The sequence below is a fragment of the Micromonospora sp. NPDC050187 genome (assembly GCF_044459745.1).
Classification (GTDB): Bacteria; Actinomycetota; Actinomycetes; order Mycobacteriales; family Micromonosporaceae; genus Micromonospora.
In genome coordinates, this window is record NZ_JBITJH010000015.1 from 26,761 (window position 1) to 41,509 (window position 14,749).

Annotated in this window: 15 protein-coding genes and 1 pseudogene; 6 read left to right on the forward strand and 10 right to left on the reverse strand. The window is 73.9% G+C overall.

What is annotated here, in order from left to right; translation table 11 throughout:
- Nucleotides 1–71: 71 nt before the first annotated feature.
- Entirely contained in the window at nt 72–1,268 is a 1,197-nt protein-coding gene (locus tag ACIBJE_RS21870) for a homogentisate 1,2-dioxygenase (protein WP_396751066.1), read from the forward strand.
- Between the two features lie 31 nt (nt 1,269–1,299).
- Here ACIBJE_RS21870 and ACIBJE_RS21875 read toward each other — a convergent pair whose 3' ends face one another.
- The 4 genes and pseudogenes from ACIBJE_RS21875 to ACIBJE_RS21890 all read right to left on the reverse strand — a co-directional run bounded on the left by ACIBJE_RS21875 (nt 1,300) and on the right by ACIBJE_RS21890 (nt 4,170).
- A complete protein-coding gene (locus ACIBJE_RS21875) occupies nt 1,300–2,313 on the reverse strand; it encodes a tetratricopeptide repeat protein (RefSeq protein WP_396751068.1) in 1,014 nt (337 codons plus the stop codon).
- Between the two features lie 140 nt (nt 2,314–2,453).
- Nucleotides 2,454–2,918, reverse strand: a pseudogene (gene ispF, locus ACIBJE_RS21880) (2-C-methyl-D-erythritol 2,4-cyclodiphosphate synthase); the annotation flags it as partial.
- 16 nt (nt 2,919–2,934) lie between these two features.
- Nucleotides 2,935–3,630 (reverse strand): 2-C-methyl-D-erythritol 4-phosphate cytidylyltransferase, encoded by a 696-nt coding sequence (gene ispD, locus ACIBJE_RS21885; protein ID WP_396751069.1) that lies wholly within the window; start codon nt 3,628–3,630, stop codon nt 2,935–2,937.
- A gap of 54 nt (nt 3,631–3,684) precedes the next feature.
- A complete protein-coding gene (locus tag ACIBJE_RS21890; protein ID WP_007073334.1) occupies nt 3,685–4,170 on the reverse strand; it encodes a CarD family transcriptional regulator in 486 nt (161 codons plus the stop codon).
- 355 nt (nt 4,171–4,525) lie between these two features.
- On the opposite strand from ACIBJE_RS21890, the gene ACIBJE_RS21895 reads away from it, so the two are divergent.
- Nucleotides 4,526–5,233 (forward strand): hypothetical protein, encoded by a 708-nt coding sequence (locus ACIBJE_RS21895; RefSeq protein ID WP_396751071.1) that lies wholly within the window; start codon nt 4,526–4,528, stop codon nt 5,231–5,233.
- A gap of 120 nt (nt 5,234–5,353) precedes the next feature.
- On the opposite strand, the gene ACIBJE_RS21900 is transcribed toward ACIBJE_RS21895, so the two are convergent.
- The 3 genes from ACIBJE_RS21900 to ACIBJE_RS21910 form a co-directional block, all read right to left on the reverse strand.
- On the reverse strand, nt 5,354–6,016 hold the full coding sequence (locus ACIBJE_RS21900; protein ID WP_396751073.1) for a hypothetical protein: 663 nt from the start codon (nt 6,014–6,016) through the stop codon (nt 5,354–5,356).
- A 71-nt stretch (nt 6,017–6,087) separates the two neighbouring features.
- Nucleotides 6,088–7,137: a type III polyketide synthase gene (locus tag ACIBJE_RS21905; RefSeq protein WP_396751075.1), complete on the reverse strand. Its 1,050-nt coding sequence runs from the start codon at nt 7,135–7,137 to the stop codon at nt 6,088–6,090.
- A gap of 104 nt (nt 7,138–7,241) precedes the next feature.
- Nucleotides 7,242–8,012 (reverse strand): methyltransferase domain-containing protein, encoded by a 771-nt coding sequence (locus tag ACIBJE_RS21910; protein WP_396751077.1) that lies wholly within the window; start codon nt 8,010–8,012, stop codon nt 7,242–7,244.
- Between the two features lie 45 nt (nt 8,013–8,057).
- Here ACIBJE_RS21910 and ACIBJE_RS21915 point away from each other — a divergent pair, with 45 nt between their 5' ends.
- The 4 genes from ACIBJE_RS21915 (at nt 8,058) to disA (ending at nt 12,631) form a co-directional block, all read left to right on the forward strand.
- Nucleotides 8,058–8,897 (forward strand): UbiA family prenyltransferase, encoded by an 840-nt coding sequence (locus ACIBJE_RS21915; protein WP_396751079.1) that lies wholly within the window; start codon nt 8,058–8,060, stop codon nt 8,895–8,897.
- Nucleotides 8,898–9,036: 139 nt separating this feature from the next.
- Nucleotides 9,037–9,777: a hypothetical protein gene (locus tag ACIBJE_RS21920; RefSeq protein ID WP_396751081.1), complete on the forward strand. Its 741-nt coding sequence runs from the start codon at nt 9,037–9,039 to the stop codon at nt 9,775–9,777.
- A 92-nt stretch (nt 9,778–9,869) separates the two neighbouring features.
- Entirely contained in the window at nt 9,870–11,321 is a 1,452-nt protein-coding gene (gene radA / locus ACIBJE_RS21925) for a DNA repair protein RadA (RefSeq protein ID WP_396751083.1), read from the forward strand.
- 119 nt (nt 11,322–11,440) lie between these two features.
- Nucleotides 11,441–12,631 (forward strand): DNA integrity scanning diadenylate cyclase DisA, encoded by a 1,191-nt coding sequence (disA, locus tag ACIBJE_RS21930; protein WP_377661663.1) that lies wholly within the window; start codon nt 11,441–11,443, stop codon nt 12,629–12,631.
- Between the two features lie 145 nt (nt 12,632–12,776).
- Here disA and ACIBJE_RS21935 read toward each other — a convergent pair whose 3' ends face one another.
- The 3 genes from ACIBJE_RS21935 to ACIBJE_RS21945 all read right to left on the reverse strand — a co-directional run bounded on the left by ACIBJE_RS21935 (nt 12,777) and on the right by ACIBJE_RS21945 (nt 14,679).
- Nucleotides 12,777–13,520 (reverse strand): hypothetical protein, encoded by a 744-nt coding sequence (locus tag ACIBJE_RS21935; RefSeq protein ID WP_396751085.1) that lies wholly within the window; start codon nt 13,518–13,520, stop codon nt 12,777–12,779.
- Between the two features lie 89 nt (nt 13,521–13,609).
- Nucleotides 13,610–14,170 carry a peptide deformylase gene (locus tag ACIBJE_RS21940; protein ID WP_396751087.1) on the reverse strand — a complete coding sequence of 187 codons (561 nt, stop codon included), beginning with the start codon at nt 14,168–14,170 and terminating at the stop codon, nt 13,610–13,612.
- Nucleotides 14,167–14,679, reverse strand: a complete 513-nt coding sequence (locus ACIBJE_RS21945; protein WP_396751089.1) for a glycine cleavage system protein R — start codon at nt 14,677–14,679, stop codon at nt 14,167–14,169. Before ACIBJE_RS21945 ends, ACIBJE_RS21940 begins: the two co-directional genes overlap by 4 nt.
- Nucleotides 14,680–14,749: the final 70 nt, after the last annotated feature.

A 14,749-nucleotide genomic window follows, 5' to 3' on the forward strand; every position in this document is an offset into this window, starting at 1 on the left:
ACGAGTAACGGACAACAGCGTCCGACTATCGGACACACTCGGCCGGTGCCTGGGACTGATCAGGAGGCGAGATGCCGTACTACCGCAGCGTCGGAGAGGTGCCGCGCAAGCGCCACACCCAGTTCCGTCAGCCCGACGGCAGCCTGTACGCCGAGGAACTGATGGGCCAGGAGGGCTTCTCCTCCGACTCGTCCCTGCTCTACCACCGGTACGCGCCCACCGCGATCGTCGCCGCCGAGGAGTTCACCCCACCGGCCGTGACCCGGGTGCCGAACCTGCCGCTCAAGCCCCGCCACCTGCGCACCCACAAGCTCGACAGCGGCCCCGCCGACCCCGTGCTGGGCCGGCGCTACCTGCTCGCCAACGACGACGTGCGGATCGCGTACGTGGTCGCCGACCGGCCGTCGCCGCTGTTCCGGGACGCCACCGGCGACCACTGCCTCTACGTCGAGTCCGGCTCGCTGCGCGTGGAGTCGCCGTTCGGCGTGCTCGACGCGGTCGCCGGCGACTACGTCGTCATCCCCACCTCCACCATCCACCGCCTGGTGCCCACCGGCGACGAGCCGGCCCGACTGTTGGCGATCGAGGCGGCCGGACACGTCGGCCCGCCCAAGCGCTACCTCTCGGTCCGGGGGCAGTTCCTGGAGCATTCGCCGTACTGCGAACGCGACGTCCGGGGGCCGGACGCGCCGCTCCTGGTCGACGGCGAGGAGGTGGAGGTGCTGGTCCGGCACCGTTCCCGGGCCGCAGGCCCGAACGGTAGCGGCACGGCCTGGACGCGTCATGTCTATGCCCACCACCCGTTCGACGTGGTCGGCTGGGACGGGCACCTCTACCCGTGGGCGTTCTCCATCCACGACTTCGAGCCGATCACCGGCCGGATCCACCAGCCGCCCCCGGTGCACCAGACCTTCCAGGGGCCGAACTTCGTGATCTGCTCGTTCGTGCCGCGCAAGGTGGACTACCACCCCGACGCGATCCCGGTGCCGTACAACCACCACAACGTCGACTCCGACGAGATGCTCTTCTACACCGGCGGCAACTACGAGGCCCGGCGCGGTTCCGGCATCGAGCAGGGGTCGATCTCGCTGCACCCGTCCGGCTTCACGCACGGCCCCCAGCCGGGTGCGGCGGAACGCTCGATCGGCGCCGACTACTTCGACGAACTCGCCGTCATGGTCGACACCTTCCGCCCGCTGGACCTCTGCGACGCGGCGGCCGAGTGCGAGGACCCGGGTTACGCCTGGACCTGGGCTCGCCGCCCCTGACCGGGGTTTCCTGGCCTCGCCGGTAACCGCCTCAGCTCACCGGGCGGGTGAACGCGGCGAGCTCGGCGACCGCCGTCGCCACGATCGCCAGCACCAGCGGCCAGGGAGTGCCGACCAGGGCATAGAGCAGGATCAGGGCCGGGGCGGCGGCCACCGCGTACACGGCTAGGGCCAGCGTCCGGTCGGTGCGCAGCAGGCCGGGGAGGATGCTGCTGGTGAGGCTGGGGACCTTCGCGGCGTACCGCCACACCACCAGCGCCCCGCCGAACGCGGCGACCGCCGCGAAGACCCGGGATCCCCCGCCGCTGCCGGCGGCCAGGCAGGCGACCAGGACGGTGGCCACCAGCGACCAACCGGCGCCGTAGAGCACCAGCCGGCGCAACCCGTCGGAGATGGTCCGCCCCGAGTCGACCCGGCCGGGGCTGATCGCCGCCGCGTCGGCCAGGTGCTCCAGCGCCTCGGCGTAGCGCCGCTGCTCCAGTCGGATGACACCGATGTCGTGCTGCGCCTCACCCAGCTCCGGGTCGAGGCGAAGCGCCTCGGAGTACGCCCGCTCGGCCAGGTCGAACAGCTCCATCCGGGCCGCGACCAGGCCGAGCACCAGATGCGCCTGCGGCTCCTCCGGGGCCAGTTCCACCCCACGCCAGGCCGCGTTGAGCGCCGGCTGCCCGTTGCGCGCGCCGGCCAGGATCGCCGCCGCGCTGCGCTGGGCGTAGGCGTCGTCCGGCCCGAGCGCCAGGATCTCGTCGGCGGTACGGGCGGCCTCGGCGTACCGCTGGAGGTCGGACAGGGCCAGTCCCCGCGCGACCAGAGGTTCGACCACGCCGGGCGCGGCTGCCGCGGCCGACTCGGCGGCGGTGAGCGCCTCGGCGCCCCGGTCGGCCGCCAGGTGCACCCGGGCCAGCATGGTCAACGCCGGGGCGTGCGTCGGGTCCCGGGCGAGCAGGTGGGCGAGTTCGCCCGCCGCCTCGTCGTAGCGGCCCAGCTCGGCGAGGAGTTGGGCCCGCTGGAGGTAGCTGTCCGGGGACTCGGTTTCCTCGGTCATGCCGGATCGCTCTCTCCGCCGTGGCCAGCCGAGGCGGATGGGGCCGGTGGGGTGTAGGCCGGTGGAGGGGATGAGGCCGATGGGGCGTAGGCCGGTGGGGCCGGAACGGACGGGGCCGGTGGAACGGGTGGGTCGAGTGGGTACACCAGGGCCACCGCGATGCCGGTCAGCCCCTCGCCCCGACCGGTGAAGCCGAGCCCGTCGGTGGTCGCGGCGGTCAGTGACACCGGTGCGCCGACCGCCTCGGTGAGCACCCGCTGCGCCTCGTCCCGGCGGGGGCCGATCTTCGGGCGGTTGCCGACCACCTGCACCGAGACGTTGCCGATCTCGAAACCGGCAGCGCGCACCCGGCGGGCGCTCTCGGTGAGCAGCGTGATCCCGGAGGCGCCCGCCCACTCCGGTTCGGCGACGCCGTAGTTGGCGCCCAGGTCGCCGAGGCCGGCGGCGGAGAGAAGCGCGTTGCAGGCCGCGTGGGCGACCACGTCGGCGTCGGAGTGACCGGCCAGCCCCACCTCGCCGGGCCAGTGCAGCCCGGCCAGCCAGCAGGGGCGACCGGGCGCGAAGGCGTGGATGTCGGTGCCGACGGCCACCCGGGGAACGATCATGGAGTCAGGGTACGCGTCAGGCGCGTACGGTCAGCAGATGCTCGGCCAGCGCCAGGTCGAACGGCCGAGTGATCTTCATGGCGTACTCGGAACCGGGCACGCAGACCACCGGGACGCCCTGCTTCTCGACCAGTCCGGCGTCGTCGGTCAGCGGGTCGACGGCGGCGGCGTGCGCGGCGGCCAGCACCGCCCGGCGGAAGCCCTGTGGCGTCTGCACGGCCCGCAGGACGGACCGGTCGACCGTGCCCCGCACCACCTCGTCGGCGGAGACCTCCTTGACGGTGTCCACCACCGGCAGGACGGGGATGACCGCGTCGTGCCCGGAGCGGACCGCCGCAGCGACCGACTCGACGAGTTCGGCGGGGACGAGAGCACGGGCCGCGTCGTGCACGAGGACGATCCCGGGTCCGGCCGGCACGGCGGCCAGCGCGGCGGCGACCGAGTCCTGCCGCTGCGCCCCACCGGGAACGACGGTGACCTGGGCGACCGGGGCGAGCAGGTCCCGGACGGCGGGGACGTCGGCGACCGGCGCGGCGACCACGATCGTGTGCACCGACGGCGCGGCGGCGATCCGGCGTACCGCGTGCACGAGCAGGGGTTCACCGGCCAGCGGCCGGAGCGCCTTGGGAGCGCCGGGGCCGAGCCGGATCCCGGCACCGGCCGCAGGCACGAGGACCGCGACGTCACCGCACGGATTGAGCTGCGCGGTCACGTCGCGGTCCTCGTTTTTCTTTGCTACGGGGTGGGTACGACGATGCTGTGGGAACTAGGCCTCGGTCAGGACCTTGTCGAGCAGCGTCTCCGCCTCGTCCTTGGTGCTCTTCTCGGCCAGCGCGACCTCGCCGACGAGAATGTCCCGGGCCTTGGCCAGCATCCGCTTCTCGCCAGCGGAGAGGCCCCGCTCACGCTCACGCCGCCACAGGTCGCGGACGACCTCGGCCACCTTCAGCGGGTTACCGGAGGCCAGCTTCTCCAGATTCGCCTTGTAACGCCGCGACCAGTTGGTCGGCTCCTCGGTGTGCGGAGCGCGGAGGACGTCGAAGACCTTGCCCAGGCCCTCTTCGCCGACCACCTCGCGCACGCCCACGATCTCGGCGTTCTCAGCGGGCACCCGGACCGTGAGGTCACCCTGCGCAACCCTCAGGACGAGGTACTGCTTAGGCTCACCCTTGATGACCCGGGTCTCGATTGCCTCGATGAGTGCGGCCCCGTGGTGGGGGTAAACAACGGTCTCGCCGACACTGAAAACCATAGGTTCGAAACCCCTTTCGCTGTGTCTAGGGTAACACGCTCAGGCACCGATGTCTCACTGCAGTCCTGACCGTAAGCGCAGCTCAGGGGCCATGTGAGAGGCATTTCTTCGGCTTGACATGCAGTCAAACCAATGATTTGAACACGCTCCGTAACAATCGGAACACGTCCCGGTGCGGGTGTCCGGGCCATCCGCCACGGGGCTGTCCCGCGAGGGGCGGGGTCCGGGGGGATGCACTCGTTCGATGGTACCGGCCGGTACAAGGACGCGCCCGGGTGTAGCGCCGGGCGGCCCGGTTGGAGGACATTGGAGGCACCCCGCCTTCCCCACCACCACCATGGCTCCCGGAGGTCTCATGGGCATGCCTGAACCCAACGGCCACTGGTCCACCGACGGCCTGCCCGACCTGCCGCCCGAGTGGGGACGGGTGGTCGTCCCGGACGACGCCTCCGCGCTCGCCCAGGAGGCCGCACAGGTCCGTCGTGAGCTGCACGAGGCCCACCGGGACGCGCGACGGCGGTCGTTCCGGCCCACCCTGAGCCTGCCGGCGCTGATCCTGGTGGTGGCGGTGCTCGCCACCCTGGCCGGGCTGGTCACGGTCACCTGGCCCCGGGCCGCACCCTCCACGGCCCGGTCCGCCCCGGCCCCGGCGCGGGACCCACTGCCCGACCCGGCCGGACGTCCGCTGCCGGCCCTGGACCTGGTCGACGAGGCCCAGGCGCCGGTGCCACTGCGCAGCCTCCTGCCAGCGGTGATCCTGCTGGTCGACGCGTGCCCGTGCCCGGAACGGGTGACCGAGGCGACCACCGCCGTCCCGCCGGGGGTACGGGTGGTAACCGTGGTCAGCGGACGTACCGTGCCCACCGCCGAGACCGGTTCGGCACCCGGCGTCCGACGCCTAGCCGACCCGGCCGACGGGCTGCGCGCCCTGACGCACGCCAACCCCGTCCCCGGCACGGTCGACGTGATCCTGGTGGACCGGACCGGCACCGTCGTCCGGGTCGCCCCAGCGGTCGGATCGGTCGAGGAGTACCGGGCGGACCTGAACCGTCTGAACGGCTGAGGCACCGCCCGGGACGCGGTACCCGAGGGCGGACCGTACTGCTCCCGCCCGTCCCGACGCGGAGGTCACCGAACCCGACGGTACGCGGCGGGCACCGGTCCGCCCCGGACGCGGCGGAGGTCAGTCCAGGGCCACCAGCATGGCGGTGAGTTCCACCGCGCCGACCTGCGGGTGCGCGATCCGGACGGAAAGCGTGCCACCGGACGCGACGACGCCCATCGAGTACAGCGACCCGTCGCACCCGGCGGACCGCCAGCCGTCCCAGCGTCGCCCGCTGCCGATCCGGACCTGCAGGTCACCGACGTCGCCCCCGTCGCAGATCACCAGAAGTTGGTACGGGACACCCGGATTGGTGGCGGACTGCCGGCGCACCTCGCGGACGTTGTCGGTCAGCAGCCGGTGTTCCCGCCACACCACCGTGCCGAGCCGGGACGAGCCGCGCTCGGAATCGCCGGGGCCGACCCCGAGGACCCGCCCGGAGGAGGGGTCGATTGAGACCCGGGTGCCCGACGGATAACGCTCCGGCCGGAAGAGGACCGCACCGGTCGCGGGGTCGACCATGGCCGGGACGCCGTCGCCACCACGGGGCGGCTCCGAGCGGACCACGGCGGCACCGGAGACGGTGCCGGCACGCAGCACGATGTCGGCCCGGGGCGCCATCGCGGCACCCGGCGTGGCCTCGGGGTCGGCGGCGGTCCACCAGCCGGCGCTTGCCACCAGCGCGACCACGGTCAGCCCGGCCAGCCACGCGGTACGGAACCGGCCCTCGGCGTCGGAGTCCACCAATCGAGCCTAACCGTCGGCGGGACCGCGCGCCGCACCCGTCGGCGTCCGGAATGCCGACCGGTCGACGTTCAGTCCCGGCGATCCAACAGGGCGGCGTAGAGGGTCAGGCCGGGGCCGAAGGCGAGCATGACGACCCGCTGCGGCGGTACGGGCCGCCGGAGCAGCCGGTCGAGGATCAGCAGCACCGTCGGCGAGGAGCAGTTGCCGTGCCCGGCCAGGGTCTCCCGGGAGGCGGCCAGGGCCTGCTCCGGCAGCGCCAGCTCCCGCTGCACCACGTCGAGGATGCGTGGGCCGCCGGGGTGCACCGCCCAGCCGTCCACCCCGGACCGGTCGGTCCCGTGCCGGGCCAGCAGACCGTCGGCCAGCCCCCGGACGTGCTTCGAGAGCACCTGCGGGACCTTCGGGGAGAGTCCCATCCGGAACCCGGTGTCGGTGACCTCCCAGGTCATGTGGTCGGCGGTGGAGGTGTCGGTCATGGCGGTCACCTCGCGCAGCGCGTACCCCGGACCGTCGGGCACGAGCACGGCGGCGACCGCGGCATCCGAGAAGAGCGCGTGGGAGACGATCTGCTGGGTGTCCACCCGGGACGTGGCCGGCTGGATGTGCAGGCTGGTCAGCTCGGCGCAGAGCAGCAGCGCCGGTCGGCCCCGGGCGGCCACGAAGTCGCCCGCCGCGCCGAGCCCGGGCAGCGCCGCGTAGCAGCCCATGTGCCCGACGAACATGCGCTGCGTCCCGGGGGCCATGCCGAGGTCACGGGCGAGCATGATGTCCAGCCCCGGGGTGGCGTACCCGGTGCAGGAGCAGACCACGAAGAGTCCGATGTCACCGGCGGCGAGGCCGGCGGCGGTCAGCGCCCGACCGACCGCCTCCTTGCCGAGCGGCAGCGCCTCGATCTGGTAGCGGCGCATCCGGCGCTCGGTCGGCCACTCCGAAACGTCCTCCAGCAGCGGGTTGACCGCCGCCTGCCGGCGGCTCACGCCGGAGTTGGCGAAGATCCGCCGGGCCAACGCCCGGGTGGTGCCGGAGTAGTGGCCGGCGAAGAACCCCGTCCAGAGCTCGTCCTGGCCGGCGGACGACGGCTGCGCCGTACCGAGACCCGCGATCACCGGCACGGCCATGTTCCCACCTCTCGTCGCGCACCAACTGCCTCAGGACCCAACGAGGAACCCGGTCGTCCCGGTCCGGCCCGCCCGGGTTCCCCTCTACCCCTGCGCCACGCCGGCTACCCCTGGCGGACCCCCCGCCCCTGGTAGAGCACGGCGGTGGACCGGGTGGGCACGATCCGGGGCGTCCGGCCGGCGAGGGGCGCGCGGGGGGCCAGCCCGGGCACGGCCCGGCGGAGCAGCCAGGCGGCCGTGCCGGCGACCTGCGGACGGATCCCGCGTACCCGCAGCTTCACGCCGTGCCGCGCGCACTCGCGCACCAGTTCGCGGTCGTCGACGAAGAGCCGGGGGTCGTGGATGCCGCGCGGCACCGCCGGCAGCCGCTCGCCGATCCGGACCGCGACCAGGCGGCTCAACGCCGTGTCGTTCAGCGTGTCCAGCACGAGCAGCCCGCCGGGGCGCAGCAGCCGGCACGCCTCGGCCACCGCCCGCCGCCAGTCGGGCACGTGCTCCAGGACCTCGCCGGCGGCCACCACGTCCGCGCAGCCGTCCGCCAGCGGCACCGCCGTGACGTCGGCGTTGACCGCCGTGACGCCGTGCGCGGCGGCCTGCTCCAGCGCGGAGCGGGTCAGGTCCACCCCCACGTGCCGGTAGCCCTTGCCGGCCAGGTGCGGGGCGAGCAGCCCGGCCCCGCAGCCCAGGTCGACCAGGATCGCGCCGGGCCGCCGGGCGGGCGGTACCAGCGCAGCGCGGGCCTCGGCGAGCCAGTGCAGCATCGCGAACGCCCCGTCCGGCCGCCACCACTCGCCGGCCAGGTCGTCGTACTGCCGGGGGTCGTTGGGCGGCAGCGCGGGCGGGCGGGTGGACAGCGGTGCCGAACCGTCTCGCATGGAACGAGCGTGGCACGACCGGCCGGTAACGACCAGACTTCTTTTATGTGGCGAACGGTGTTAGGGCTGGTCAGAGCGTGTCATCCGGAACCGGCCGCCGTGGTGACGGTGGTGGCCGGGCTGCTCGCCTGGGGCGTCGGGCACCGACCCGCCGGCATCGCCTCGGTGGTGGCCACCGTGCTCGCCAGCCAACTCGCGGTCGGCTGGTCCAACGACCGGCTCGACGCCGACCGGGACAAGCTGGTCGGCCGGGCCGACAAGCCCGTCGTCGTCGGTACGGTCAGCCGCCGGACGCTCGGCACGGGCGCGGTGCTGGCCGCGCTGGCTGCCCCGCTGGTGGCGCTGACCACCAACCCGGTGGCGGCGCTGTGCGCGACGGTCGGTCTGGTCTCCGCCCTGCTCTACAACTGGCCGTTGAAGTCGACTCCGATCTCCGTGCTGCCGTACGCGGTCTCGTTCGGGTCGCTGCCGGCGTTCGTGGTGCTGGCGCTGCCGGGCGCGCCGGCCCCGCCGGTCTGGCAGGTGGCCGCCGGGGCGCTGCTCGGCGCGGGCGCGCACTTCGCCAACGTCCTGCCCGACCTGGCCGACGACGCCCGCACCGGGGTGCACGGCCTGCCGCACCGGCTCGGCGCCGTCGGCAGCGGGGTGGCCGCCGCCGGGCTGCTGCTCGCCGCCACCGTCGCCCTGGTCCTGGGGCCGGCCGGGCCGCCGTCCTGGGCGGGCCTGTCGGCGGTCGCGGCCGCCGCCGTGGTCCCGCCGCTGAGCTGGTACGGCGGCCGTCGCGCGGTGCGCCTCGGAGCCCGGCCGGTCGGCGCGTTCCGAGGCGTGATCCTCGTCGCCCTGATCGACGTGGCGCTGTTGGTGGCGAGCGGCCGGGTGCTCTGAACGTGTTCGGCCGGCCGGCATTGCCGGGTCGCCGTGCACGGCTCGATCAGGTCCAACTACGCTGGAGCGCGGTCTGCGCGGGTATGGCCACCACACCGGGCGTACGTCCCGGTGGGGATCGCAACGAGGAGGACGCGACGTGACGCGCTCGATCAGGGGCTCCCGACGGGCGGCCGTGCTGCTGGCCGGTGCGGCGGCGACGGGCCTGCTGGTGTCCGGCTGTGGGACCGGGCAGATCGCCGAGACCGCGGTCAAGGAGCCGTCGGTCCAGGGCGTCAACACCGGCACCCCGGACGGCACCTACCTCGTCCGCGGCCTGGTGGTCGACTTCCCGGGCGGCGAGGGCTACCCGGCCGGCGGCGACGCGCCCCTGAGCGTGGTGCTCTACAACGACACGCCGGACCCGGTCACGGTCACCGTCAGCACCGACAGCGCGCGGGAGATCGTGCTGGCCGGGGCCGGCGCGTCCCCGTCCGCGAGCCCGGCCGGCCCGAGCGAGCCGGTCACTCCCAGCCCGTCCGCCCCGGCCAGTCCCTCGGGTCCGGCGAGCCCGACGCCGGCGGACCCGGCGAGCCCGACGCCGACCGGCCAGGTCAGCCCGTCGCCGACCGAGACGGCCCCGGCCGGCGCGCCGCCCACCGTCGAGATCCCGCCGTTCGGCTACGCCCAGCTCAACCGGCAGGGCGGCCGGTTCCTCCAGCTCGTCGGTCTCAACGAGCAGCTGCGCGCCGGGCAGCAGGTCAACCTGATCTTCGACTTCGGCAACGGCAAGCGGGTCACCACCCCGGCCCCGGTCGGCGTGCCGCTGTCGCCGCAGGCCCCGCCGTCGCCGATCATCGAGCGGCACGGCGGCGAGGGCGGCGAAGAGGGCGGCCACTGAGCCTCTCCCGAGACGAACACCGACAACACCGTCGGCGTGGCGCAGACCACGCCGGCGGTGTTCTCGTCGTACGGGTTGGCTAACGTCCTGGTGTGACGACCTCCCGAGCGACCCCGCGCGGCGCGACCGGTTCCGCCCGCACCCGGGCGGCCCGTGAGCCCCGCCCGGCGTACGAGTGCGACGCCTGCGGCCACCAGCCGCCGAAGTGGGTGGGCCGCTGCCCGGAGTGCGGCGAGTGGGGCTCGGTGGTCGAGTGCACGCTCACCGGGCCGACGGTCGCCGGCCGCGTGGTCAGCTCCCGGATGCCGGCCGAGCCCGCCCGACCGATCGCCACCATCAGCGCCGCCCCCGCCAAGGCCCGCCCGACCGGGGTGGCCGAGTTGGACCGGGTGCTCGGCGGCGGCCTGGTGCCCGGTGCGGTGGTGCTGCTCGCCGGCGAGCCCGGGGTCGGCAAGTCCACCCTGCTGCTCGACGTGGCCCAGCAGTGGGCCGCCGGGGCGGGCAGCCCGTCGCTCGTCGTCAGCGGCGAGGAGTCGGTCAGTCAGGTCCGGCTGCGGGCCGAGCGGATGGACGCCCTGCACGACCAGCTCTACCTCGCCGCCGAGAGCGACCTCGGCGCGGTGCTGGGGCACCTCGACGCGGTCAAGCCGGGACTGCTGGTGCTCGACTCGGTGCAGACCATCTCCACCCCGGGCACCGACGGCGTGCCCGGCGGCGTGACCCAGGTGCGGGCGGTCACCGCCGCGCTGGTCTCGGTGGCCAAGGAACGGGGCATCGCGACCGTCCTGGTCGGTCACGTCACCAAGGACGGCCAGGTCGCCGGCCCCCGGGTGCTGGAGCACCTGGTCGACGTGGTGCTCCACTTCGAGGGCGACAAGCACTCCTCGCTGCGGCTGGTCCGGGGCGTGAAGAACCGTTTCGGCGCGGCCGACGAGGTCGGCTGCTTCGAGATGCACGAGCGGGGCATCAGCAGCCTCGCCGACCCGTCCGGGCTGTTCCTGACCCGCTACGCCGAACCCGTGCCCGGCACCTGCGTGACCGTGGCGATGGAGGGGCGGCGCGCGCTGGTCACCGAGGTCCAGGCGCTGATCGGGGCGACGGTGGCCGGCTCGCCGAGGCGTACGGTCTCCGGGTTGGACGGTGCCCGGCTGGCGATGGTGCTCGCCGTGCTCCAGCGCCGCACCGAACGGCTCACCCTGCACGACCGGGAGGTCTTCGCGGCGACCGTCGGCGGCATCCGGGTGGTCGAGCCGGCCGCCGACCTGGCGGTGGCGCTCGCGGTCGCCTCCGGCGGGCTCAACCTGGCGATCGCCCCGCACCTGGTGGCGATCGGCGAGGTCGGGCTGACCGGCGAGGTGCGCCGGGTCGGCGCGGTCCCGCGCCGGCTGGCCGAGGCGGCCCGGCTCGGGTTCCGGCTGGCCCTGGTGCCCACCGGCTGCGGGCCGGGGGCCTCGGGGGTCGGCGCCCCGGAGAACATGCAGGTGATCGAGGTGGCCGACGTCCGGGCGGCGTTGCAGTGCGCCGCTCGTGCCTCGGCCGAGTGACCACCGACCGGACCGGTGGTCCGACCGTCTTCCGGCAGGTGGGGAGGGGAATCGGACACTGTGACACATCACAGTAACCACGGCAGCACCCAACGCATGCCAGTCCGTAGACTGTCCGCGTGCCGATCGACCGCGATGCCAGCAAGCCAGCCGGCGCGACGCCCCACGCCCGTAGCGGCCCCCTGGGCTCGCCGGCACGACCGATCAGCGTCAGCGTGACCGGCGTCGCGAGCACCATCGGTGCCGGGGGTGACCCGCTCCGGGCGAACCTCGCCCTCATGGCGCCCGGCACCGCGCTCCGCGACGGGCTGGAGCGCATCCTGCGGGGCCGGACGGGCGCGTTGATCGTCCTCGGGTACGACAAGACCGTCGAGACGCTCTGCACCGGCGGCTTCCCGCTGGACGTGGAGTTCTCCGCCACCCGGATCCGGGAACTCTGCAAGATGGACGGTGCGGTCGTGCTCTCCAGCGACGGCACCCGCATCGTCCGGGCGGCCGTGCACCTGATGCCCGACCCGTCCATTCCCACCGAGGAGTCGGGCACCCGGCACCGCACCGCCGAACGGGTGGCCCGGCAGACCGGTTACCCGGTCATCTCGGTCAGTCAGTCGATGCGGATCATCAGCCTCTACGTCAACGGCCAGCGGCACGTGCTGGACGATTCGGCGGCCATCCTCTCCCGGGCCAACCAGGCGCTGGCCACGCTGGAGCGCTACAAGCTGCGGCTGGACGAGGTCTCCGGCACCCTTTCCGCGCTGGAGATCGAGGATCTGGTCACCGTCCGGGACGCGGTGGCGGTGGTCCAGCGCCTGGAGATGGTCCGCCGGATCGCCGACGAGATCGCCGGCTACGTGGTCGAGCTGGGCACCGACGGCCGGCTGCTCGCCCTCCAGCTCGACGAGCTGATGGCCGGGGTGGACGCCGACCGCACCCTGGTCATCCGGGACTACCTCCCCAGCGGGCGAAAGTCCCGCACCCTGGACGAGGCTCTGGTCGAGCTGGACCTGCTCGGGGCGACCGAGCTGATCGACCTGGTCGCGGTGGCCAAGGCCATCGGCTACCCGGGCGCGTCCGACGCGCTGGAGGCGGCGGTCAGCCCGCGCGGCTTCCGGCTGCTGGCCAAGGTGCCCCGTCTGCCGGTGGCCATCGTCGACCGGCTGGTGCTGCACTTCGGCAGCCTCCAGCGCCTGCTCGGGGCGACCGTGGAGGATCTCCAGGCGGTCGAGGGGGTCGGTGACGCCCGGGCCCGCGGCGTCCGGGAGGGCCTGTCCCGCCTGGCCGAGGCGTCGATCCTCGAGCGCTACGTCTGAGCACCCGCTCCAACCCCGCTCCACCCCCGTCAGGTGGTAGCAGGGGACCCCTGTTACTCATTTCTGGCGTGCAGGGGTCCCCTGCTACCACCTGAACGTGGGGTATCCCTCCCGCAGGGGGGAGAGGGGGGCTGAACCGGGGGGGTCAGTTGGTGATGGTGAGCTTCGCCGGGGCGCTGAGCTTGGTGTCGAGCCGGCCGAAGACCTGGTACGTCCCGGCGGGTGCCGGCTCACCGTCGGCCAGACCGTTGGCGCACCGCGTGGTGTCCTGCCCGTTCCAGGTGACCTGGTACGACCGCTCGAAGCCGGGGGTGAAGGACTGCACGTCCGAGCCCTTGGCGGTGCCACAGGTGTCGGAGGACCACACCTTCTCCGCGCCGGACTTGACGAAGAGTTCCTGGAGGTCGGCGCCGACGTCACGGGTGCACGTCCGGTCCGACGTGTTTCTGATCCTGAGTTGCAGGTCGACGGGGCGGCCGGAACGGACCGAGGTGGGCGCCACCACCGGGGTCACCGAGATCTCGGCGTCGGTGCACCCGGCGGTACCGCCGGCCGGCACGATGGGGCCCCCGGGTGCCGGCGGCGCGCCGCTGGTCGTCGCCGGACCGCCCCCGCCGGGGCCGCCGCCGGCCGGGCCACCATCACCCGGTGCGTCGGGTCCGGCGGACGCCGGCGGCTCGCCGGACTGAGGCGTCAGCACCGAACCGCTCGGGGCCGGGTCACCCGCCGACGGGGTCGGGGTGGACGACCGCTCCGGGCTCGCGGTGTTGTCGCTCGACCCGCTGCACGAGTAGAGCACGACGATGAGGAAGAGAATCCCCGCTCCGAGTACGACGGCACGACGCCGCCAGTACACGGCGGGCGACAGGGGGCCAACCGTCAGACGCATGATGCCCCCACGGTAACGGCGCGGCGGTCACCGACCGGGCGCGACGCGCCGGGGCGAGAACGGCTCACCGTACCAACTCCCTCGGACGGTCAGAGGTAGACCTTGCGTTGGTAGATCGCGTGCGCGCCAGCCACCCGGTCGAGGAAGAGCAGACCGGCACAGTGGTCGATCTCGTGTTGCAGGGCGCGTGCCTCGAAGCCGTCGGTGGCGATCCGCACGGGCCGGCCCGAGCCGGGCAGTACGCCCTCCACCACCAGCCGGCTGGCCCGCTTCACGTCACCGGTGAGGTCGGGCACCGACATGCACCCCTCCCGCCCGGCCTTCCACCGGCTGGCCTCCACCACCCGGGCGTTGCAGAGCACGAACGTGCCGTGCACGGTCACCGACTTCGGGTGGCCGGTCACGTCGACCGCGAAGACCTGGGCACCGACCCCGAGCTGCGGCGCGGCCAGCCCGACGCAGCCCGGGGAGACCCGCATCGTCGCGACCAGGTCGGCGGCGAGGCGTACCACCTCGTCGGAGGTGGCGTCGACCTCGCCACCCGTCCGGCTGAGCACCGTGTGCGGCGCGGCCACCACCGGGCGTACCTCGCCCGGCACGCCGAGCGCCTCCGGCGTCCAGCCCTCCAGGCCGGTGATCTGCGCGGTCACAGCAGATCCGGGTCGGCCGGCCGGAGTGTCACCTCGACGCCCAGCTCGGCAGCCGTACGGGCGAGCTTCTCCCGCAGCCGCTCCGCCGCGCCGCCCGGCAGGTCGACCTCGGCGACCACCACGTAGAGGTCCCCGGTCAGCCGGGTGGTCAGATCCGTGACGTTGCCGCCGACGTCGGCCAGCGCCCGCGTCGTCGCCGCGACGATGCCGAGCCGGTCCGCGCCGTGGACCGCCATCACGTACGGCTCTCCGGGGGGCGTCGTCGTACCGTCTGGGGTGACCGCCCGTACGCTCGCCAGCAGTTGGCCGTCGGCGGCGAGCGGGGCGAGTGCGGCCTCGACCTCGGCCGCGGCCGGGCCGACGCAGACCAGGGTCATCGCGAAGTGACCGCGTAGCCGCGTCATCGTCGAGTCGGTGAGGTTCGCGCCGAGCCCGGAGAGCACCTCCGCGACGTCGGCCACGATGCCCGGCCGGTCCCGACCGATGACGGTGATCGCGAGCTCGTTCATGCCGGCATTCTCCCCGACCAGCGAAAACGGACGGACGGCAACCGCCCGGACCGCCCACGCTGCGGGACAT

Bases quoted from the DNA above. Each gene is read 5' to 3' on its own strand.
- ACIBJE_RS21870 (WP_396751066.1), top strand. From the start codon at position 72: ATGCCGTACTACCGCAGCGTCGGAGAGGTGCCGCGCAAGCGCCACACC.
- ACIBJE_RS21875 (WP_396751068.1), bottom strand. From the start codon at position 2,313: ATGACCGAGGAAACCGAGTCCCCGGACAGCTACCTCCAGCGGGCCCAA.
- ACIBJE_RS21890 (WP_007073334.1), bottom strand. From the start codon at position 4,170: ATGGTTTTCAGTGTCGGCGAGACCGTTGTTTACCCCCACCACGGGGCC.
- ACIBJE_RS21895 (WP_396751071.1), top strand. From the start codon at position 4,526: ATGGGCATGCCTGAACCCAACGGCCACTGGTCCACCGACGGCCTGCCC.
- ACIBJE_RS21905 (WP_396751075.1), bottom strand. From the start codon at position 7,137: ATGGCCGTGCCGGTGATCGCGGGTCTCGGTACGGCGCAGCCGTCGTCC.
- ACIBJE_RS21910 (WP_396751077.1), bottom strand. From the start codon at position 8,012: ATGCGAGACGGTTCGGCACCGCTGTCCACCCGCCCGCCCGCGCTGCCG.
- ACIBJE_RS21915 (WP_396751079.1), top strand. From the start codon at position 8,058: ATGTGGCGAACGGTGTTAGGGCTGGTCAGAGCGTGTCATCCGGAACCG.
- ACIBJE_RS21935 (WP_396751085.1), bottom strand. From the start codon at position 13,520: ATGCGTCTGACGGTTGGCCCCCTGTCGCCCGCCGTGTACTGGCGGCGT.
- ACIBJE_RS21945 (WP_396751089.1), bottom strand. From the start codon at position 14,679: ATGAACGAGCTCGCGATCACCGTCATCGGTCGGGACCGGCCGGGCATC.